Here is a 19025-nt window from a genome sequence, read left to right as displayed (position 1 = left end):
ATGCGCGACACCATGACGCAGACGCCCCCGGAGGCGGCCGCGCAGCCGACCCTGAGCCCGATCCAGCGCGCCTACCTGGTGGGCGGCCAGGACGGACTCGAACTGAGCGGGCCCGCACGGTACTACCTGAGCTGCGACCTGAGCACGGACCGGGTCGCCGAGACCGGCGCCCGGCTGCGCGCCCTGGTGCGGAACAACGAGATCCTCCGCACCGGAGTGTCCGCCGGCCTGGCGGTGCGGACCCTGTCCCGGGACGCGGCGCGCCACATCGACGTGGACGTCCGCCGGACCGACGACGCCGGCTTCGACGGGGCGAACGAGGAGGTCCGGCAGGCCTGCACGGCGGACGGGTTCGCCTTCGGCGACTGGCCGCAGTTCGAGGTCACGGTGGTGCGCACCACCGACCGGGCCCGGCTGCACCTCGTCTACTCGCTGTGGCTGATGGACGGGGCGTCGCTCGCCGTGTTCCTCACCGGACTGGCCGCAGGGCAAGGCATCGACGCGGAGGGCGGCCCCCGGACCCCGGTGGCCGGAGAACCGGGGGAGCGGCGGGCGCGTCGTGACCGCTCGGCACGCGACGAACGGTTCTGGCGCGAGCGGGCCGCGGCCCTCCCCGGCCCCGCGGAGCTGCCGCTCCGGCCCGGGTGGCGCCGGGCCGGACCGCGGGTGACCCACCGCATGGTCACGGTCGACGCGGCGACGGCGCGGCGCGTGCGCGACCACGCGCGCACCCACGGGCTCACCCCCGCGATGGTCCATCTCGCGGTCTACGGCGTGGTCCTCGGCCGCCTCGGCGGTGGCTGCCCCCACACGGTCACGGTGCTGCGCTCCCTGCGGACCGCCGAGCCGGCCGCCACCACCCTGGGCAACCGGGGCACCACCATGCCCCTGGAGATTCCGGCCACCAACGGCGGGAGCTTCGCCGAGATCGCGCGGGCCGTGCAGAGCGGCTACCTGACCCAGGCGATGCACGGGTCGCTGGACGGGGCGCGGATCGCACGGCTCGCCGACCCCGCGGCCGGTCCGAGCCGGCTCTCCCACCCCTTCGCCTTCACCGCGCTGGAGGCCGACGGCGCGGGCGAGGGCGCCCTGGGACTGCGCCGCCGCTGGGACGAGGTCCAGCTGCGGGTGCCGCAGGTGCTCATCGACCACCAGGTGATCATGGAATCCGACGGCTCCGTCCGGCTGGGCTTCGACTGGCGGACGGATGCCTTCGACCCCGGCTTCGCCGAGGACTTCGTGGCACGGTGCGCGGACCTCGTGACCGCGCTGGCCGATGCGGCCGACACCTGGACGGCTCCACCGGCACGCACCCCGGTGGCCGGCGCGGCGGCCAGGACTGCCGCCATCGAGGAGACCCGCCCCGCCTCCCGCCCCGCGACCCTGCACGGCCGCTTCCTGCGGACCGCGGCCGCGCACCCCGACGCGACCGCCGTGCACGACGCGGCGGGCAGCCTGAGCTACGCCGAACTGGCCGCCCTGGCCGGGGCGGTGGCCGGGAGACTGGGCGCGGCCGGTGCCAGGAGCGGGGACCGGGTGGCCGTCCACCTCCCCAGGGGACGCGGGCAGGTGATCGCCGTCCTGGGCAGCCTGATCGCCGGGTGCGTCTACGTACCGCTGGACCACGACACCCCGCACGGCCGCCTCGACAGCATCGCGCGCCGCGGCGACGTCCGCTTCGCGGTCACCGACGGACGGCCGGCCGGCGACGCGCGCTGGACCGCGCGCGGCGTGCACCCGCTGCCGCTGCCGGCCGGCCCGGCCGCGCCCCGTGAGGACATGCCGCACGCGGCGTCCGGCCCCACGGCGTACGTCATCTTCACCTCGGGCTCGACCGGTGAGCCCAAGGGCGTGATCCTCTCGCACGCGGCGGTCCTCAACACGATCGACGCGGTCAACGAGGAGTTCGGCGTCACGGCGAAGGACCGCGTGCTGTCGGTCTCCTCGATCGGCTTCGACCTCTCGGTGTACGACATCTTCGGCCCGCTGCTGCGCGGCGGCTCCGTCGTGATGCTCTCGCCGGAGAGCGCCCGGAACCCCGAGCGGTGGGCCGAGCTCGCCGTCCGGCACGGGGTGACCCTGTGGAACTCCGCTCCGGCTCTGGCCTCGCTCCTGGCGGAGGAGGACCACGCCGTGCCGTCGGTGCGGGCGTTCCTGCTGAGCGGCGACTGGATTCCGCTGACCCTGCCGGGGGCGCTCGAACGCCTCGCCCCGGGCTCGGAGGTCGTCAGCCTGGGCGGGGCGACGGAGGGCGCGATCTGGTCGATCAGCCACCGGGTGACGGAGGCGGACCGCACGGGCCGTTCCATCCCCTACGGCAGGGCCCTCCCGGGCCAGGACGTCCTCGTCCTGGACGCCGAGCGGAACGTCTGCCCGCCCTGGCAGATCGGCGAGATCCACATCGCCGGCGCGGGCCTCGCCGAGGGCTACGCGAACGACTCGGAGAAGACCGCCGCCGCGTTCCTCCCCGACGCCGTGCACGGCACGCTCTACCGCACGGGGGACCGCGGACGCCGTCACCCCGGCGGGGTGGTCGAATTCCTGGGGCGCACCGACGGCCAGGTCAAACTCAACGGCCACCGGGTGGAGCTCGGGGAGATCGAGCACCGTCTGGAGAGCACGCCCGCCGTCGTCCGCGGCGCCGTCTGCGTCCGGGGCGAGGGGCGACGCAGGAAGCTCGTCGCCTACGTCACCCTCGCCGCCGACGCGCCCGACAGCTGGCGCGAGGACGTGTCCGAGGCGCTCGAGGACACGCTGCCGCCCTACATGCTGCCCGAGTTCCTGGTCCCGCTCGAAGAGCTCCCGCTGAACGGCAACGGCAAGCTGGACCGCCGCGGGCTGGCGGCGCTGCCGCTGCCACGGAGCGCCGGGAACGGTCCGGTTTCGGGGCCCCGGGACATGCCGCAGCCGCAGGGCCAGGACCTGTACACCCAGGAGATCGCGGGCTGCTGGCAGGAAGTCCTCGGCGCGCCCCCGGGCGAGGAGTCCTTCTTCGAGGCGGGCGGAGGTTCGTACGACGCGATCCGGCTGCTCTCGCTGCTGCGCGGCAGGTTCGGCCGCACCGTGCAGTTCGGGGCGTTCATGGCCCGTCCCACGGTGGCAGGGCTGGCCGGTCTCTGCCGGGGGACCCGCGCGTCGGGAACACCGGGCGTCTGGACGCATCAGCCGCGGGCCGCCGCCGCCCCCCGGCTGCGGCTGGTCCTGTTCCCGCCGGTGGGCGGCGGGGCGTCCTGCTACTCCGGACTGGTCCGGGAGCTCGCGGGCGACATCGACGTGCACGTCGTCGGCCTGGACACGCCCCTGCCCGACTCCGACGAGGGCCACGGCTCGCTCGCCGCGCTCTCCCGGCGCTGTCTGCGGGAGCTGCCCGGCACGGCGCTGACCGACGGGGTGCCCCTCGTCCTCGCCGGGTGGTCCTTCGGCGGAGCACTGGCCTTCGAGGCCGCCCGTGCCTGCGGCACGGCCGTGGCGCGTGTCGTGCTGCTGGACACCCCCGCCTCGGGGTCCGCGCACGGCCGGGGCGACCGGACGGACGAACCGGCGCTGGAGGGGTTCCTGCGGGACGTGCGGGAGACCAGCGGCGTACGCGTCGACCCCGCGCGGGCGGCCGAGGACACGGAGCTCGGCACCAGGTTCGAGGTCTACCGGCAGAACCTGACGCTGCTGCGCGACTGGGCACCGCCGCCGGCCGACGTACCCCTGGTCGAATTCCGTGCCGCCGACGGGCCCGCCGAACCGGACCCCGCCGCCTGGGCCCGGGTCGCCCGCCGCGAGGACGTCACGGTGCTGGCCGGCGGGCACTTCGACCTGGTCCGTGAGCACCACACCCGACGGATCGCCGACGCGATCGAAGGAGCGAAGAGCGATGACCGAGTCTGAGGTACGCGCCGCGATCCACGAGGAGTTGACGGCGCACGGCTTCCCGCGGCTCAGGGACCGCCCCGGCCTCGACCTGATCAGCGCCGGGGTCAACTCGGCCACCCTGATCCAGATCCTGTCCGCCCTGGAGGACAGGTTCGACGTGGACCTGGAGACGGAGCCCCTGTTCGCCGAGCCGGCGACGGTGGAGCGCCTCGCGGCCGAGATCACCCGCACGGCCCGGCTCACCCGCCCGTCCGGCTGAACAGGCCGTCCGCGAGAGCCCGCACCGACTCATCAAGACGTCACGAAGGAACCAGACATGTCCGAAGAAGACGCACACCAGAAGCTGACCCCGTCCGGTATGGGCGCACTGCTCCCCTGGAACCCGGCCACCTCCGTCCAGGACCTGGCCCGGCGGGCCAGGCGCGTCGCGCTGGACAGCGGCTGCGCCCTGGTCCGGGGGGTCGACCTGGACGAGGCCGACTTCAAGGTCCTCGTGCGCTCGCTCGGCGACCGCGTCGACCACAAGTTCGGCGAGGGCCAGGCCGACCTGCTCAAGCTGAACGCCTCCCGCGACAAGGGGAAGGTCGTGACGGGCCGCGGGCCCCTGCCCGTCCACACGGACGGCCTCCTCGTGGGCGAGCGCGTCGACCTGATCATCCTGTACGCGGCCGAGTTCTCCGACGTCCCGGGCTCCGGCGAGACCTATGTCAGCGACCAGCTGACCGCGTGGGACGAGATGCCCGGGCACCTGCGCCGCGTCCTCGACGAGCACGAGCTCGAGTACCTCGTGACGGAGCGCGGCTACTTCCCCTCCGTCCCCGAGGACTGGTACACCATCCCGGCCACCCGCGACCACGGCCGGGTGAAGTCCCTGAACCTCGCGACCGCCTTCCCCCGGGACGTCGAGCAGCGCTCCTGGGAGGTCCGGGTCAAGGGCATGGCGCCGGAGCGGTCCGACGCGTTCCTCGCCGAGCTCGACGCCTTCCTGCGCGCGGAGCGCTACGCCTACACGCACCGCTGGCAGGTGGGGGACCTGCTGGTCATCGACAACCAGCGGACGCTGCACGGCCGTACCGCCATCAGCGAGGGCGGCACCCGCGTCCTGTTCCGGGGGCAGCTGACCCTCTCCGCCGCCTAGAACCCGGCCCACCTGTTTCCCCTCTGGAGGAGTTCTCCGTGCTCACGCCCCGACAGCCCGTACCCGCCCTGGACGTCCCGCTCGCCGGGGGCGGCCGCTGGGTCCTCGCGGACCAGCAGCCCCGCACGTTCAGCCTGGTGGTCTTCTACCGGGGCGTGCACTGCCCCATGTGCCGGGCCCATGTGACCGAACTCGACGGTCTCGTCGACCGGTTCGCCGAGGTCGGCGTGGACGGCGTCCTCGCGGTCAGCGGCGACGACGAGGGCCGCGCCCGGCGGGCCGTCGACGAGTGGGGCATCACCCGGGTGCCGATCGGCTACGGGCTCTCCGCGGAGTCGATGCGGCAGTGGGGTCTGCACCGCTCCAAAGCCATCAAGGAGGGCCAGCCCAACGAGTTCAACGAGCCCGGACTGTTCCTCGTCCGCCCGGACGGCACGCTGTACGCCGCGGTGCAGACCACCATGCCCTTCCTGCGCCCGCACCTCGACGAGGTCGTCGAGACGGTGCGCTGGATCAACGAGAACGACTACCCGGCCCGCGGCGAACTCTGAGCCGCGCCGATCACCCGCCGGCCGCCGCGCCCCCCACGACCGCCCCGTGGTCACCCCGCCCGGCGCCGAGCGGAACCCCTGCACCTACCCAGGCAGTTGACAAGGAGAGACGTGACGACGACGGACGTGGTGCCGCAGAGCATCGCCTGCGAGGTGCTGCCCGGAGCGGTGGCCCTGGTGGAGTTCTCGCACGCGCACGAACAGAACCCGTTCAGCCGCACACGGATGCGTGAGCTGACCCGGCTGATGCTGGACCTGGACAGCGACGACGGCGTGAACTGCGTCGTCCTGTACGGCGGGGCCGGCAGGTCCTTCGGCGCCGGGGGTGACTTCAACGAGGTGTCGGAGTTCTCCGGCGGCGACGAGGTCGACGCCTGGATCGACGACATCACGGACCTGTACAGCACCGTCGCCGGGATATCCAAGCCCGTGGTGGCCGCCATCGACGGCTTCGCCATCGGCGTCGGGCTGCAGATCGCCCTCTGCTGCGACCTGCGCGTCGGGAGCAGCGCCTCGAAGCTCGTGATGCCGGAGTTCAAGGTGGGCATCGCCTGCAACTTCGGCGGCTACATGCTGGAGACGGTGGTGGGCCGCAGCGTGATGCAGCAGATGCTCTACACCTGCGCCGAGTGGCCCGCCGAGCGGGCGCTCGCCGACCGCCTCCTGCACGAGGTGACCTCCCCCGAGGAGCTCCTGGAGCGCGCCCTCGGCCACGGCCGGCGCATCGCGGGCTACACCGCCGCGGCGGTCCGGTCGACCCGGGGCCGGGTCAACGGCCCCTATGTCGAGGGCCTTCGGCGTGTGCGTGAAGAAGGCAAGCAGTCCCACCGCACCGCGTTCTCGACGGGCGAGGCCCAGCAGCGCATGCGCCGCATCATCGGAAAGGCCTGACCATGGCTCCGCTCAGCAAGTGGTGCGTCGTCAGCAACGCCCCCCTGCCCGACCTGGCCGCGCTGGCGGCCCACGCCGAACCCGGCGCCCTGCATGTGTACCACCGGGGCCCCGAGGGGGCCGCCCTGCCCGGCGAGGCGCCGTTCGTCCTCGACGTCGGCACCCTGAGGGCGGAGGCGGACGGCACCCGGGACCCCATGACGTCCTCCACGCTGCGGGTCGACGCGGACGCCGTCGTGGTCCGGATCTCCGGGCTCAACGAGGACCCGGTCCACTACGCGGTCAACCGGATGCGCGGGCTCTTCGCGTACTTCACCGACCTGTTCCTCGCGCCGCTCGTCCTGCCCGGGCTCGGGCTGCCCGTAGAGATGACGGGCACCGCCGTCGGCCACGCGTGCGGCACGCTGCTGCGCGGGGTGAGCCGGCTGCCGCACAGCAGCGTGCACCGGACCCGGTACGAGGGTGGCCACTGGCGGACGGAGACCGGTGATCTGCGCGACCCCCTCCGCGACTTCCGTGAGCCGCACCGCACGGACCCGGCGGCCGCGGGTGAGGCCCAACTCGACGCGCTGACGGCGGAGATCGAGCGGATCGACAGCACCACCCCGGCAGGCACGGGCTACGCCACGCTGCTCTCCGGCGGCATCGACTCCGGCACGGTGACCTACCTCGCGGCCACCGCCGGGCTGTCCGTCACCCCCTACAGCGTGGGGACCCCGTGGGGCGACGAGCTCGCCGACGCGGCCGAGCTCTGCGCGGAGCTCGGGATCGGCCTGGAGGCGGTCCACCTGACCGAGGACGACATCATCGCCTCGATCCCGGAGGCCGTCCGCTGGCTGGGCGTGACCGAACCCGAGGTGGTGGAGGTCGCACTCACCGCCACGTCGGTGCAGCGCCTCGGCGCCGTCCCGGCCGACCGGACCCTGCTGACAGGCTACGGCAGCGACCTGATCAACGCGGGGCTCTACCGCCCCTTCGCACACCACCACGAGCTGATCGACCAGGTCCTGTCGGCGGTCGACCGCACCCGCCGCAGCAACGAGCTCTCCGGCCGGATGGCGCTCGCCCACGGCACCGGCGTCCACCACCCCTTCTGGTCCTGGCCCGTGATGCGGGTGGCGCTGGAGACCGCTCCCGAGTGCAAGGTGCGGGAGGGCCGGGAGAAGTACCACCTGCGGACCGCGATGGGCCGGCGGGTCCCCGAGCCGATCGCCTGGCGGAAGAAGATCGCCGTGCACCACGGCGGCGGCCTCCAGGACGGCGTGGCGCGCCGTCTCGAGAAGGAGACCGGCAGCAGCGACCGGGAGCCGGTGTACCGGGCCTGCTTCGCGGAGCTCCTCGACCGGTCCGCCCGGGGCGAGCTGGAGCCCGTCGACCCTCCGGACCTCTTCGAGCGGGCCCTGGGCCGTGTGCGGTCCCGCTGACCCGATCGCCCGACGGCGACCGCAGGCGCGTGTCGCCGCCCCTTCGTGACTATTCGAGGAAGACGAACCTTGCCGTATCCAGTAAGAGAACGCTCGGCACCCGAGACGCCGCCCGAAGCGGGCGGCGCCGCACCGGGTCCCGACGACGGGTTCCTGTTGCAGCACCGCCCGCTCACCCGGCCCGAAGCCGCCGGGATCATGCGCGAGATCAGGAAGTCGCCCGACATCACCGGCTACAGCGAAGGTGAGTGGACGGGGCGCCGGGACACGTTCGCCCTGATGGACACGGGGACGGGCCGACTGGCCGGCGCCCTGCTGGTGCACCATCTCGCCGGCCGGTGGAGCGAGATGGCCGTGGTGTTCCTGTTCGAGGAGTACCGCGGCCGGGGACTCGGGCTGCGGATGCTGCAGGGCGCGATCCGCGCTCTGGAGCCGGCCGACCGCGACCTCCTGCTCTTCTTCTGCTCGTCCGGCATGGGCCGGATCGCGGGGGAGTCCGGATTCGACGTCCTCGCCGGTGAGGCCGAGTTCACCCGCGGTTCGCTGCGGCGCACGCTGTTCCTCTCCGTGCTCTACAAGGCGCAGTGGCTCTGCAACGCGTACCGGTTGCGTGAGATCCGCAGGAAGAAGAGGGAGTTCCAGTGCTCCTTCGCGTTCAAGGTGGCCGTGATGACACGAGAGGGAGCCCGGTGAACATGAGTGACACCCCGCGCGAGGAGCAGGTCTGGGACGGCTGGCTCACCGGCAACAGCTCGCTCCTGGAGGAGATCAACGCCTCGGTCCGGTTCGACCACCGGCTGGTCCAGCAGGACCTCGACGGCTCGGTCGCCCACGCCCGGATGCTCGCCGGGTGCGGGGTGATCTCCGCATCGGAGTCGGAGCGGATCGTCTCCGGCCTGGAGCAGATCAGGGGCGAGGTCGAGGCCGGGGATTTCACCTTCGACCCCGCGCTGGAAGACGTCCACATGAACGTCGAGGCCCGGCTGCGGGAGCTGATCGGCCCCGTCGCGGGCCGGCTGCACACCGCCCGCTCCCGCAACGACCAGGTCGCCGTCGACGCCCGGCTCTGGGTGCGCGACGCGATCGACCGGCTCGACGCACTCCTCGGCCGGGTGATCGACGTGATCGCGGAACGGGCGGAGGCCCATCACGCCGACGTCATGCCCGGCTTCACCCACCTGCAGTGCGCGCAGCCGGTGACCATCGGGCACCATCTCCTGGCCTACGGCGAGATGTTCCTCAGGGACCGCGACCGGCTCCGCTGCGCCCGCCGACGCCTCGACGAGTCCCCGCTGGGAGCCGCCGCGCTCGCCGGGACGGGCTACCCGATCGACCCGTACGACACCGCACGGCGCCTCGGCTTCGGGGGTGTGACCCGCAACTCGCTCGACGCGGTCTCCGACCGCGACTTCGTGCTCGACTACCTGTCCGCGGGTGCCACGCTCGCCGTGCACATCTCACGGCTCGGCGAGGAGATGGTCATCTGGAGCACCCCGCAGTTCGGCTTCATCAAGCTCCCCGAGGACCTCTGCGCCGGATCGTCGATCATGCCGCAGAAGCGCAACCCGGACCTGCCCGAGCTGATGCGGGCCAAGTCCGGCCGGATCTTCGGCGACCTGATGGCGCTGCTGACGGTCATGAAGGGACTGCCGCTCGCGTACAGCCGGGACATGCAGGAGGACAAGGAAGCGCTCTTCGACGCGGCCGACAACCTCGAAGTGAGTGTCCGGGCGACCGAGGCGATGCTGCGCGGCATCACCTTCCGGCCGGAGAAGACCCGCGCGGACGCGGCCCTCGGCAACACGGTGGCCACCGACGTCGCCGACTGGCTGGTGGCCGGGCAGGGCCTGCCGTTCCGTGAGGCCCACAGCATCGTCGGCGGGCTCGTCAAGTGGCTGGGCGTGCAGGGCCGGGAGCTCAAGGACTCCTCACCCGCCGAGCTCGGTGACTTCGACGCGCGGCTCCGGCCGATGCCCCCCGAGGTCCTGACCGTCGAGAACGCCGTCGCCCGCCGTACCTCGCCGGGCGGTACCTCCCCCGAACTCGTCCGGAAGGCAGCCGTGGAGCTGCGCGGACGCAACACCGAGATGAACTGAGGAGCGAACCATGACCAAGCGTGTCGTACTGGCCTATTCGGGCGGCGTGGACACCACCGCCTGCATCCCCTACCTGCGCCACGAGATGGGCGCCGACTTCATCGTGGCGATGGCTGCGGACCTCGGACAGGGCGACGAGCTGGAGCCGATCCGGGAGAAGGCCCTCGGCGCGGGCGCCGACGTCTCGATCGTCGTGGACGCGAAGGAGCGGTTCGTCCGCGAGTTCGGCTTTCCCGCGATCCAGGCCAACGCCCTGTACGACGGCCAGTACCCCCTCTCGTCGGCGCTCGGCCGCCCGCTCATAGGCGAGCTCCTGGTGGAGAAGGCCCACGAGTACGGCTGCGGCGCCGTGGCGCACGGCTGCACCGGCAAGGGCAACGACCAGGTGCGCCTCGACCTGACGGTCGGTCTCCTGGACTCCGGCCTGGAGATCCTCGCCCCGGCCCGGGTCTGGCCCTTCAGCCGCGCCGACACGATCGCCTACTCCGAGAAGTACGGCATCGAGCCGCACGTCTCCAAGGAGAAGCCCTGGGCCATCGACCTGAACATCCTCGGACGCAACGTCGAGGCCGGCCTGATCGAGGACCTCTCCTGGGAGCCGACCGAGGAGGTCTGGTCCCTGACCACGGCCCCCGAGGACGCACCCGACACCGCGGCCCACGTGCGCGTCGGCTTCGAGGGCGGCGTCCCCGTCACCCTCGACGGCGAACGCCTCGCACCGCTCGACCTGCTCGGCCGGCTCAACACGCTCGGAGGCCGGCACGGGGTGGGGCGGATCGACATGCTGGAGAACCGCGTGGTGGGCGTCAAGTCACGCGAGCTGTACGAGGCCCCGGCCATGCTGCTGCTCATCCGGGCCCACCAGGAGCTGGAGAACCTCACCCTGCCCGCGGACGTGCTGAACCAGAAGCGCCAGCTGGAGCAGCAGTACAGCAGGACCGTCTACGACGGGCACTGGCACGGCCCGCTGCGCGCCGCCCTGGACGCCTTCGTCGCCTCGACCCAGCGCACGGTCACCGGTGAGATCACCCTGAAGCTCTACAAGGGCGGGGTGGCGGTCGCGGCGCGGTCGGCGGAGCGCTCGCTGTACCGGCACGAGCTGGTCACGTACGGCAACGACTGCACGTTCGACCAGAGCAGCGCGGAAGGGTTCATCGACATCTTCGGTCTGCCCGGCCGGGTGTGGAACAAAGTGAACGGCTGACATGGTGGGTCCACTCCCTGTGCTCTCCCGCGAGCGGAACACCGGTGTGTTCCGTGCCGCGGTGGGGCCCATCGCCGTCATCGGTGTCTTCGGCATGACGCTGGGCATCACCTATCCGCTGCTGTCCCGCATGCTGGAGGAGCGGGGCGCCTCGGGCACCGTGATCGGGCTCAACGGCGCGATGACCCCGCTGGGCATGGTCCTGACCGCCGCGCTGATCCCCGCGCTGGTGCGCCGGCTCGGTCCGTGGCGACTGATGGTCGTCGCGGCGGCGGGCAGCTCGGCGATCCTGAGCCTGTTCGCGGTGACGGACGACCTGGTGCTCTGGTTCGTCCTGCGCGCACTGCTCGGCAGCTGCGCGGTCGCGATGTTCATCCTCAGCGAGACCTGGATCAGCGAGAACGCCGACGTGACCCATCGCGGGAGGCTGCTCACCGCGTACACCTCGGTGCTCGCCCTGGGGTTCTGCGTCGGACCGGCGGTCCTCAGCGCCTCGGAGAACTCCGAGGCCGTCGCCCTGGCGGTGGCGGTGGCCAGCCCGCTCGTCGCGCTGTGGCCGCTGTGGACCGAGCGGGCCCGGGTGCCCGCCATGGGAGCCTCGGGGCGGGTGCCGGTGGGATCGCTGACCCGGCAGCTCTCGGTCCTGCTCGTCGCGGTCCTCGCGATCTCCGTCTTCGACGCCGTCACCCTGCAGTTCCTGCCCCTGTACGCGGACGCGGCCGGGCTTCCGCCCGGGCACGGCGAGCTTGCCCTGACGGTGCTGCTCATCGGTCAGACGACCCTGCAGTTCCCGCTCGGCTGGCTGGCCGACCGCCTCGGCGGACGCACCGCCCTGCTGCTCTCCCTCACCGTGGGCACGGCGGGCGCGCTGCTGCTCCCCGCGGCCATGGGCTGGGGGCTGTGGCTGTGGCCGACGGTGGCGGTGTGGGGTGGCATCGCCTTCGCCGGTTACCCCCTGGTCCTGAGCATCCTGGGCGCCAACCTGGACGGCGAGAGCCTGCTGCTGGGGAACACCGCGTTCGCCATCGTCTGGGGTGTCGGCGGCGTGGTCGGGCCCCCGTACGCGGGAGCGGCCATGGACGTGTGGGGTGCGAACGGCATGCCGTGGTCGCTGGCGGCGCTGTGGGTCCTGGCCGTGCTCACCACGGTGGCCGTGTTCCTGCGACGGGCCGGGGGACGCGCGGCACCGACCCCCTCGGAGCCGTCGCACTCCGGGCGGTGAACCGCCCGGAGCCGTGGACCTCTACGCCCCGCCGTCCGCCGGGGCGGGGAGGGGGGCCGCCGCAGCGCTCGGCGGAAGCAGCAGAGGGCGCTTCGCGGTGCGGTCGTCACCGGAGGACCGGCCGCGGAGGCGGCGTCCGAGCCAGGGGCCGAGGAAAGCGGCGGTCCAGCGCAGTTCGGCCGCCGCGGCCTGCCAGGCGGAGGGAGTGGCCCGCGCGGGCAGCGGAAGCGCCCAGGCGTCGTCGCTCCCGGGCAGGTGCAGGGCGTGGGCGACGGCCGCGGCGATCCGCTCGTGGCCCAGCGGGCTCGAATGGAGGCGGTCGGTGCTCCAGAGGCGCGGGTCGGTGGTCACGGCGTGCCCGGCGCCCTCGGCCACCGTGACCCCGTGCCGGGCGGCCGCGGCGCGGATGTGGTCGTTGAGCTCGAACACACGGGACCGGACCGGCCGGGCGAGGGGCGCGATCTTCCCGATGTCGGGAAAGGTGAGGGTCACCACGTGGGCCCCGGCAGCGGTCAGCGCGGAGAACATCGCCTCCAGGTGGCCGACCGTCTCCGCCGGGTCGAACCGGGGCCGGAGCGCGTCGTTGACCCCGGCGACGACGCTGGCGAGGTCGGGGCGCAGATCCAGGGCGGGGCCCAGCTGCTCGGCGCGGACCTGGTGGGCGACACGCCCCCGTACGGCCAGGTTGGCGTAGGTGAGGGAGGGGCTGACGGCCGCGAGGCGCTCGGCGAGCCGGTCGGCCCAGCCCCGGAGGCCTGTGGTGTCGTCACCGTCCCCGACCCCCTCGGTCTGGCTGTCGCCCAGGGCGACGTACCGCAGGTATTCACCGCTGCTCATGGACGGTCCGCCTTTCACGGAGAACGGCTGAGATGCGCAGGCACCAGTCCCGGTGCTCCTGCTCGAACGCCAGACCTCGCAGGCAGGTCAGGTAGGGCCCGATCCGCTCGCCCCGGAGCAGGAACTCCTCCTCGTCGGTGTCGCCGCGCATCTGGCGCAGCAGGTTGCCGAAGAGCTCGATCCTGGCCCCGGCCGCGGACGCCCGCTCGTCGAGCTGCTCGATCACCGGCCCGACGCCGATGTGGTCGGCGGCCTGGACCTTGACGAGCAGGTCGTCGCGGATGAACGAGGGCTTCGACAGGGTCGCCGCGAAGTCCTCCAGCTCGGCGAGGCCGGCGTCGGTGACCCGGAACAGCCGCTTGTTGGGGCGGGTCTCCTGGACCACCTGCCGGCCCGCGACCAGCCCGTCCTTCTCCAGCTTCGCCAGCTCGGCGTACAGCTGCTGGGGCAGGGCGTGCCAGAAGTTGGCGACGCCGATGTCGAACGCCTTGGCCAGCTGGTATCCGCTGTACTCGCCGTCCAGCAGTGCCGCCAGCACGGCATGTCGCAAGGCCATCGAAGCGGCCCCTTCCCTTTTCTCGTGCGCCGCTCCATCATACTCAAGAAACTGACTAGTCACATTGTTGAGTAAGAGGAGAGGTCATGGAGACCGCCGAACGCTTCCGCGCCGCTGTCGAGAAGCACGATCTCGCAGCGCTGGACGACCTGTTCACCGAGGACATCCGGCTCCACAGCCCGGTGAAGTTCACCCCCTTCGAGGGGAAGGCCATGGTGTCGGGGCTCTTCGGTGTCCTGCTGCGCACCTTCGAGGACTTCCGCTACGTCGGGGAGTTCGAGGGCGCGGCCGAGTCCGGCGACGGCGGTGCGGACGCCCCGTCGGCGATCCTCGTCTTCCGGGCCACGGTGAACGGCAAGCAGATCCACGGGATCGACCTGCTCCAGTTCGACGAGGAGGGCAGGATCGACGAGTTCACCGTGATGGTCCGCCCGCAGTCCGCGGTGCACGCCCTGGGTGAGGCGGTCCTCGCGGGCCTGGTCGCCGACGGCCTGGTGCCCGACGCCGGCTGAGGCGGAAGCGGAACCGGAGGCGGGGGCGGGTGTCTCCGGGGCCTTCGCCCGGAGCGGCCGCTTCCGCACCTTCCGGCCAGCTGCGTCCGGCTTCCGGTGGTCGGGCCGGACGGGGAACCGGTGCTGTTCAAGGGGTGCGAGCCACCACGACCGGAAGGTTCCGGCCAGAGCATGATCGAATACCTCCCGGTATGCGGAGGACGGTTGATCAATTGGATCCGGAACCCGATAGGCTCCTCTGCGGCGCGGCGAGTTGACGTGAAGTCACTCAGCCGCCGCGATGCTGCGCGCTCCCCACGGGCGCCGCCCGCACCGCCCCCGTTCGAAAGTGTTGCTCTCGAAGGATGCAGATGGAACTTGCCACTCCACCCCCAGCGGCACGCGCTCCGGTCGCCTGGTTCGGCTGGTGGCTGATGCCGCTGGCCTTAGGAGCAGGAACCGTCGTCACGGCGGTGGCGGGACCCGAAGAGGTCCAGATACCCGCGACGTTCGCGGGCGCGGCGGTCACCGTCGCCGGCACGGTCTGCGTGCGGCTCCTGATCCGCACCCGGTCCCAGCTCCGCCGCGCGGGCGAGCAGCATCGCTCCGCGCAGGCCGAGCACTCCCAGCAGCTGTACGCCGACGTACGCGGCCGGGAGCAGAGATTCGCGTCCGAGCGATCGGCGCTGGAAGCACGACTGGGCGAACAGGCGGCTCACTTCGAGGCCCGGTTCGCGGAACACGCGCAGGCCTACGAGGCCGAGGTCGCAGAACGCACGCAGGCCTACGAGGCCGCGATCGCCGCACGGGCCGACGACACGGAGGAGCGGCTCGCGCTCCAGCAGGCCGTCGTCGCCCGGCTCGGCGAGAACCACCTCCCCGAAGCGGTCGAGCGGCTCCGGGACGGCGAGTCCATCGACGACATCCTGGCGGAGGTCGGCCAGGAGGCCGACGCGAGCCCGGAACTGCGCGCCGCGCTGCGCAAGGTCCTGCGGACCGCGCTGCTCCGTGTCGAGGAGGAGCTGAATCGTTCCACGTCCGCCGAGCAGGCCGTGGTCGGCATCGGCAGCCGGATCCACGTGCTGACGGGCCGGCTCCGCGGCCGGCTGCACGAGATGCAGGGCGAGCACGGGCGGCTCCCCGCGGTCGCCCAGGGACTCATGGAGCTGGACCAGGAGATCGGCCCCGCCGACTGCCTCGCGGCCAGCATCGGTGTACTCGGTGGTTCGGACCGGCCCGGGCGCCAGTGGCAGGAGCCCCAGCGGCTGCTCAGCGTGGTCCGGGGCGGCATCGGCCGCATCAAGGACTTCAACCGCATCCAGGTGCGTCACCTGCCGGAACTCGGCGTCGACGGCGGCCTGGTGGACCACCTCACCCTGATCTTCGCCCACCTCCTGGACAACGCGGCACGCTACTCGCCGCCCACCGAGCCCGTGGTCGTCTCCGGCAAGGAGGTGCCCAACGGTGTCGGCATCGAGATCCAGGACGCGGGCAAGGGGCTGAGCGACGAGCGGAAGCGCGAGGCGGAACAGGCCATCGCGGGCACCTCGAAGGGCCCCGGCCTCGGCGGCATCTCGGAGGACGCCAACCTCGGTCTGCGCGTGGTGGGCGCCCTGGCCCGCCGCTACGGCATCAGGGTCACCTTCGCGGACTCCCCGTGGCTCGGCACCTCCGTGGTCGTCGTGGTTCCCCACAAGTACTTCAGCCATCTGTCCGCCCCCGTCACCGAGCCGGCCAGGCCCGTCGTGGAGAGGGCGGAGCCCGTCCCCGCCCCGGCGGGGACCGCCGCCCCGGTGGAGAGCACCGGAGCCGGCGACCCCATGGACACCACACCCGGCGGTCTGCCGAGACGCAGGAGCAGGCGGACCGACGCGCCGGCCGCCCGGACGGACGCCGGCGGACGGGCGCCGGAGCCCATGGCCCCCGTGCCCCCGGACGCTTCGTTCGCCGGCCTCGCCGCCTTCGCCACGGCCGGGCGTGAGAGCGCCCCGCCGGAGGAGAGGACCGCGGACGCCGCCCCGGGCGCACGCGAGACGACTGCCGGCCGCGCGTACCACCGCACTGAAGAGAGCGACTAGTCCACATGACGCAACAGGGAACCGACGTGAGCTGGGCGCTCCGGGATCTGACGGAGAGCATCCGCGAGATCCGCTTCGCCCTCGTCGCATCCAGCGACGGCAAGGCCATCACCTCCTACGGTGCCGACGATCCGGACGACGTGGACCGCTTCGCGGCGGTGGTCGCCGGGCTGCAGGCGCTGGCACAGCCCGTCGCCGAGCAGTTCCCCACGTACGCGGGGCAGCTCCGGCTGGCGATGATCGAGGTCGACGGCGGGCACCTCTTCGTGGTGCGGGCCGGCGTGGAGACGTACCTCGGGGTGCTGGCCAGGGAAGGGCTCGACCAGGGCCTGCTCGGACACCAGATGAGAGACCTGGCACGCAGGATGGGTGAGCTCCTCGGCACCAGCCCGCGCCTGGAGGAGCACTCTGGATGAGTGGTCCCCGCCGTCCCACGGACCCGCCCGGTCTCGAGCGCTACTACGTCCTCACCGGGGGGCGCAGCGGACCGGGGGGTTCGGCGGCGACCCTGGACGTGGCGACCCTCATCACCTCCCGTGCCGCGGCCGGGACCGGCCTGCAGCACGAACACGAGGAGATCCTCCGGCGCTGCCGCGATCCGCTGTCGGTGGCCGAACTCGGCGCCCACCTCGGGTTGCCCTTCAACATTCTCGCGGTGCTGCTGGCCGATCTGCTGGACGCAGGCCGCGTCGAGGCCCGCGATCCCATTCCGGCGTCGGACGCCGGCCGCGGGCCCGACCTGGCGCTCCTCGAGGAGGTACTCAGTGGACTTCAAAGGCTTTGACCAACCCGGCCGGCAGACGGCCGGAGACGGCACCCGCTCGGTGAAGGTGATGATCGCCGGCGGTTTCGGCACCGGAAAGACCACCCTGGTGCGCTCGGTCAGCGACATCAAGCCGCTCACCACCGAGGAGACGCTGACGCAGGCCAGCGTGGACGTCGACGACCTGATCGGGGTGGCGGACAAGCAGGAGACCACCGTCAGCCTCGACTTCGGCAAGATCGGCATCAACGAGGAGCTGGTGCTGTACCTGTTCGGGACACCGGGACAGGAACGCTTCTGGTTCCTGTGGAACGGCCTGTTCAAGGGCGCCCTGGGGGCCGTGGTCCTGGTGGACACCCGGCGGCTCGCCTCCAGCTTCCGGGCCATCGAGGAGATGGAGCGGCAGAACGTGCCCTTCGTCATCGCCCTGAACGTGTTCCCGGACTCCAAGGACCATCCGGTCGAGGAGATCCGCGACGCCCTGGACATCCCCGAGCACACCCCGGTCGTGACCTGCGACGCCCGCGACCGGACCTCCAGCCGGGACGTGCTGATCGCGCTGATACGCCATCTCAAGGCACGCTCCGCCGTCGCTCTGGAGCCCCGATGACCGACGAACACCGGATGGACGACACGGACGCCCCCCGCGGCTGCCCCGTCGTGCACGGAGGGGCCGACGGACTCACCCGGCTCTACGGGCCGGACGCGGCGCTCGACCCGCAGGGCATCTACGGGCGGCTGCGCAAGGAACACGGAGCCGTGGCGCCCGTACTCCTGGAGGGAGACGTCCGCGCCTGGCTGGTCCTCGGCTACCGCGAGAGCCGGCGGGTGCTCGACAACCCCCTCCAGTTCAGCCGGGACTCGCGCATCTGGCAGGACTGGAAGGACGGGGGAGTCGAGGAGACCTCGCCGCTGATCCAGATGCTCGGCTGGCGGCCCGACTGCGTCTCCCAGGACGGAGAACCGCACCGCAGGCTGCGCCGGGCCGTCACCGACAACCTGGACACCCTCGCGGGACGCGGTATCCGGCGCCATGTCACCCACTTCGCGAACAAGCAGATCGACGCGTTCGCCGGGAAGGGCGCCGCGGACCTGGTGGGCGAGTACGCCGAGTACCTGCCGATGCTCGTCCTGACGCGGCTCTTCGGACTCCCGGCGGCCGAGGGGCGCAGCCTCGCGGTCTCCTGCGCCCAGGTCATCAAGGGCGGCCCGGACGCCCTCGCGCACAACGACCGCATCATGCAGATCCTCGCGGAGCTCACCGAGCGCAAACGGGCCGAGCCAGGACCCGACTTCACGACCGGACTGCTCGATCACGCCGCGGGCCTGGACGAGGGCGAGATCCTCAGCCACCTGCGGCTGGTGCTGATCACCGCGCACACCACGACCAGCAACCTGCTGGCCAGGGTGCTGGAGCTGATCCTCACCGACTCCTCCCGTCTCGCGGGACTCGTCAGCGGCCAGCGGGCCGTCTCCGAGGTCGTCGAGGAGGTCATGTGGAACACCCCGCCCCTGGCGGTCCTCCCGGGGCGCTTCGCCACCGCGGACCTCGAGCTCGGCGGGACGCAGATCAAGGAGGGCGACCTGCTGGTGCTCGGGCTCGCCGCGGGCAACCTCGACCCGGACATCCGGCCGGACGCCGGTGTGTCCGTCCACGGCAACCAGTCGCACCTCGCGTTCAGCGGCGGTCCGCACGAATGCCCCGGCCAGAACATCGGCCAGGCGATCATCGAGACCGCCGTCGACGCCCTGCTGCACCGGCTGCCGGGACTCCGCCTGGCCGTGCCCGCCGGCGAACTCACCTCGACCGCCTCCACCTGGGAGGCGCGTCTGGACGCCCTTCCGGTCGAGTTCGCCGCGCAGACCGTCTGAGGCCCGCGACCCCCCGTTCCCGCCCGGCCGTACCCCAG

18 protein-coding genes are annotated in these 19025 nt (G+C 72.4%); 16 read left to right on the top strand and 2 right to left on the bottom strand.

Annotated elements, in window-relative coordinates:
• From OG488_RS10835 to OG488_RS10790, 10 genes are all read left to right on the top strand, one after another.
• A complete protein-coding gene (locus OG488_RS10835; RefSeq protein ID WP_329228197.1) occupies positions 1–3879 on the top strand; it encodes a non-ribosomal peptide synthetase in 3879 nt (1292 codons plus the stop codon).
• The gene (locus OG488_RS10830; RefSeq protein WP_329228195.1) at positions 3866–4123 is read left to right on the top strand and encodes an acyl carrier protein; all 258 of its coding nucleotides are present in this window, start codon (positions 3866–3868) and stop codon (positions 4121–4123) included. Before OG488_RS10835 ends, OG488_RS10830 begins: the two co-directional genes overlap by 14 nt.
• A 57-nt stretch (positions 4124–4180) precedes the next feature.
• Positions 4181–5002, top strand: a complete 822-nt coding sequence (locus tag OG488_RS10825) for a TauD/TfdA dioxygenase family protein (protein ID WP_329228193.1) — start codon at positions 4181–4183, stop codon at positions 5000–5002.
• A gap of 38 nt (positions 5003–5040) precedes the next feature.
• A complete protein-coding gene (locus OG488_RS10820) occupies positions 5041–5553 on the top strand; it encodes a redoxin domain-containing protein (protein WP_329228191.1) in 513 nt (170 codons plus the stop codon).
• A 111-nt stretch (positions 5554–5664) separates the two neighbouring features.
• Positions 5665–6444, top strand: a complete 780-nt coding sequence (locus tag OG488_RS10815; protein ID WP_329228189.1) for an enoyl-CoA hydratase/isomerase family protein — start codon at positions 5665–5667, stop codon at positions 6442–6444.
• A 2-nt stretch (positions 6445–6446) separates the two neighbouring features.
• Complete coding sequence (locus tag OG488_RS10810) at positions 6447–7868, top strand: asparagine synthase C-terminal domain-containing protein (protein ID WP_329228187.1); 1422 nt, start codon at positions 6447–6449, stop codon at positions 7866–7868.
• A gap of 69 nt (positions 7869–7937) precedes the next feature.
• Positions 7938–8561, top strand: coding sequence for a hypothetical protein (locus OG488_RS10805; protein ID WP_329228185.1), 624 nt, complete (start codon positions 7938–7940; stop codon positions 8559–8561).
• A gap of 2 nt (positions 8562–8563) precedes the next feature.
• Positions 8564–9964 (top strand): argininosuccinate lyase, encoded by a 1401-nt coding sequence (argH, locus tag OG488_RS10800; RefSeq protein WP_329228183.1) that lies wholly within the window; start codon positions 8564–8566, stop codon positions 9962–9964.
• Positions 9965–9974: 10 nt separating this feature from the next.
• A complete protein-coding gene (locus OG488_RS10795) occupies positions 9975–11168 on the top strand; it encodes an argininosuccinate synthase (RefSeq protein WP_329228181.1) in 1194 nt (397 codons plus the stop codon).
• Position 11169: 1 nt separating this feature from the next.
• Positions 11170–12390: an MFS transporter gene (locus OG488_RS10790; protein WP_329228179.1), complete on the top strand. Its 1221-nt coding sequence runs from the start codon at positions 11170–11172 to the stop codon at positions 12388–12390.
• Between the two features lie 21 nt (positions 12391–12411).
• On the opposite strand, the gene OG488_RS10785 is transcribed toward OG488_RS10790, so the two are convergent.
• Both OG488_RS10785 and OG488_RS10780 read right to left on the bottom strand, forming a co-directional pair.
• Entirely contained in the window at positions 12412–13227 is an 816-nt protein-coding gene (locus tag OG488_RS10785; protein ID WP_329228177.1) for an SGNH/GDSL hydrolase family protein, read from the bottom strand.
• Complete coding sequence (locus OG488_RS10780; protein ID WP_329228176.1) at positions 13214–13783, bottom strand: PadR family transcriptional regulator; 570 nt, start codon at positions 13781–13783, stop codon at positions 13214–13216. Before OG488_RS10780 ends, OG488_RS10785 begins: the two co-directional genes overlap by 14 nt.
• 86 nt (positions 13784–13869) lie before the next feature.
• Between OG488_RS10780 and OG488_RS10775 the strand changes: the two genes are divergently transcribed.
• From OG488_RS10775 to OG488_RS10750, 6 genes are all read left to right on the top strand, one after another.
• On the top strand, positions 13870–14295 hold the full coding sequence (locus OG488_RS10775; protein ID WP_329228174.1) for a nuclear transport factor 2 family protein: 426 nt from the start codon (positions 13870–13872) through the stop codon (positions 14293–14295).
• A gap of 350 nt (positions 14296–14645) precedes the next feature.
• Positions 14646–16352 carry a sensor histidine kinase gene (locus OG488_RS10770; protein ID WP_329228171.1) on the top strand — a complete coding sequence of 569 codons (1707 nt, stop codon included), beginning with the start codon at positions 14646–14648 and terminating at the stop codon, positions 16350–16352.
• A gap of 5 nt (positions 16353–16357) precedes the next feature.
• Positions 16358–16768 carry a roadblock/LC7 domain-containing protein gene (locus OG488_RS10765; RefSeq protein WP_103515535.1) on the top strand — a complete coding sequence of 137 codons (411 nt, stop codon included), beginning with the start codon at positions 16358–16360 and terminating at the stop codon, positions 16766–16768.
• The gene (locus tag OG488_RS10760) at positions 16765–17136 is read left to right on the top strand and encodes a DUF742 domain-containing protein (protein WP_329228166.1); all 372 of its coding nucleotides are present in this window, start codon (positions 16765–16767) and stop codon (positions 17134–17136) included. The genes OG488_RS10765 and OG488_RS10760 overlap by 4 nt, the downstream gene beginning before the upstream one ends.
• The gene (locus tag OG488_RS10755; protein ID WP_329228165.1) at positions 17117–17725 is read left to right on the top strand and encodes a GTP-binding protein; all 609 of its coding nucleotides are present in this window, start codon (positions 17117–17119) and stop codon (positions 17723–17725) included. Before OG488_RS10760 ends, OG488_RS10755 begins: the two co-directional genes overlap by 20 nt.
• A complete protein-coding gene (locus OG488_RS10750; protein WP_329228163.1) occupies positions 17722–18987 on the top strand; it encodes a cytochrome P450 in 1266 nt (421 codons plus the stop codon). Before OG488_RS10755 ends, OG488_RS10750 begins: the two co-directional genes overlap by 4 nt.
• Positions 18988–19025: the final 38 nt, after the last annotated feature.

This window comes from Streptomyces sp. NBC_01460 (genome assembly GCF_036227405.1).
Taxonomy (GTDB): domain Bacteria; phylum Actinomycetota; class Actinomycetes; order Streptomycetales; family Streptomycetaceae; genus Streptomyces.
This window is presented reverse-complemented; position numbering and strand designations above follow the sequence as displayed.

Coding starts and splice junctions, on each gene's coding strand:
- OG488_RS10760 (WP_329228166.1), top strand. CDS start 16,765: ATGAGTGGTCCCCGCCGTCCCACGGACCCGCCCGGTCTCGAGCGCTAC.
- OG488_RS10835 (WP_329228197.1), top strand. CDS start 1: ATGCGCGACACCATGACGCAGACGCCCCCGGAGGCGGCCGCGCAGCCG.
- OG488_RS10770 (WP_329228171.1), top strand. CDS start 14,646: ATGGAACTTGCCACTCCACCCCCAGCGGCACGCGCTCCGGTCGCCTGG.
- OG488_RS10765 (WP_103515535.1), top strand. CDS start 16,358: ATGACGCAACAGGGAACCGACGTGAGCTGGGCGCTCCGGGATCTGACG.
- OG488_RS10830 (WP_329228195.1), top strand. CDS start 3,866: ATGACCGAGTCTGAGGTACGCGCCGCGATCCACGAGGAGTTGACGGCG.
- OG488_RS10790 (WP_329228179.1), top strand. CDS start 11,170: ATGGTGGGTCCACTCCCTGTGCTCTCCCGCGAGCGGAACACCGGTGTG.
- OG488_RS10780 (WP_329228176.1), bottom strand. CDS start 13,783: ATGGCCTTGCGACATGCCGTGCTGGCGGCACTGCTGGACGGCGAGTAC.
- OG488_RS10810 (WP_329228187.1), top strand. CDS start 6,447: ATGGCTCCGCTCAGCAAGTGGTGCGTCGTCAGCAACGCCCCCCTGCCC.
- OG488_RS10750 (WP_329228163.1), top strand. CDS start 17,722: ATGACCGACGAACACCGGATGGACGACACGGACGCCCCCCGCGGCTGC.
- argH (WP_329228183.1), top strand. CDS start 8,564: ATGAGTGACACCCCGCGCGAGGAGCAGGTCTGGGACGGCTGGCTCACC.
- OG488_RS10825 (WP_329228193.1), top strand. CDS start 4,181: ATGTCCGAAGAAGACGCACACCAGAAGCTGACCCCGTCCGGTATGGGC.
- OG488_RS10775 (WP_329228174.1), top strand. CDS start 13,870: ATGGAGACCGCCGAACGCTTCCGCGCCGCTGTCGAGAAGCACGATCTC.
- OG488_RS10785 (WP_329228177.1), bottom strand. CDS start 13,227: ATGAGCAGCGGTGAATACCTGCGGTACGTCGCCCTGGGCGACAGCCAG.
- OG488_RS10795 (WP_329228181.1), top strand. CDS start 9,975: ATGACCAAGCGTGTCGTACTGGCCTATTCGGGCGGCGTGGACACCACC.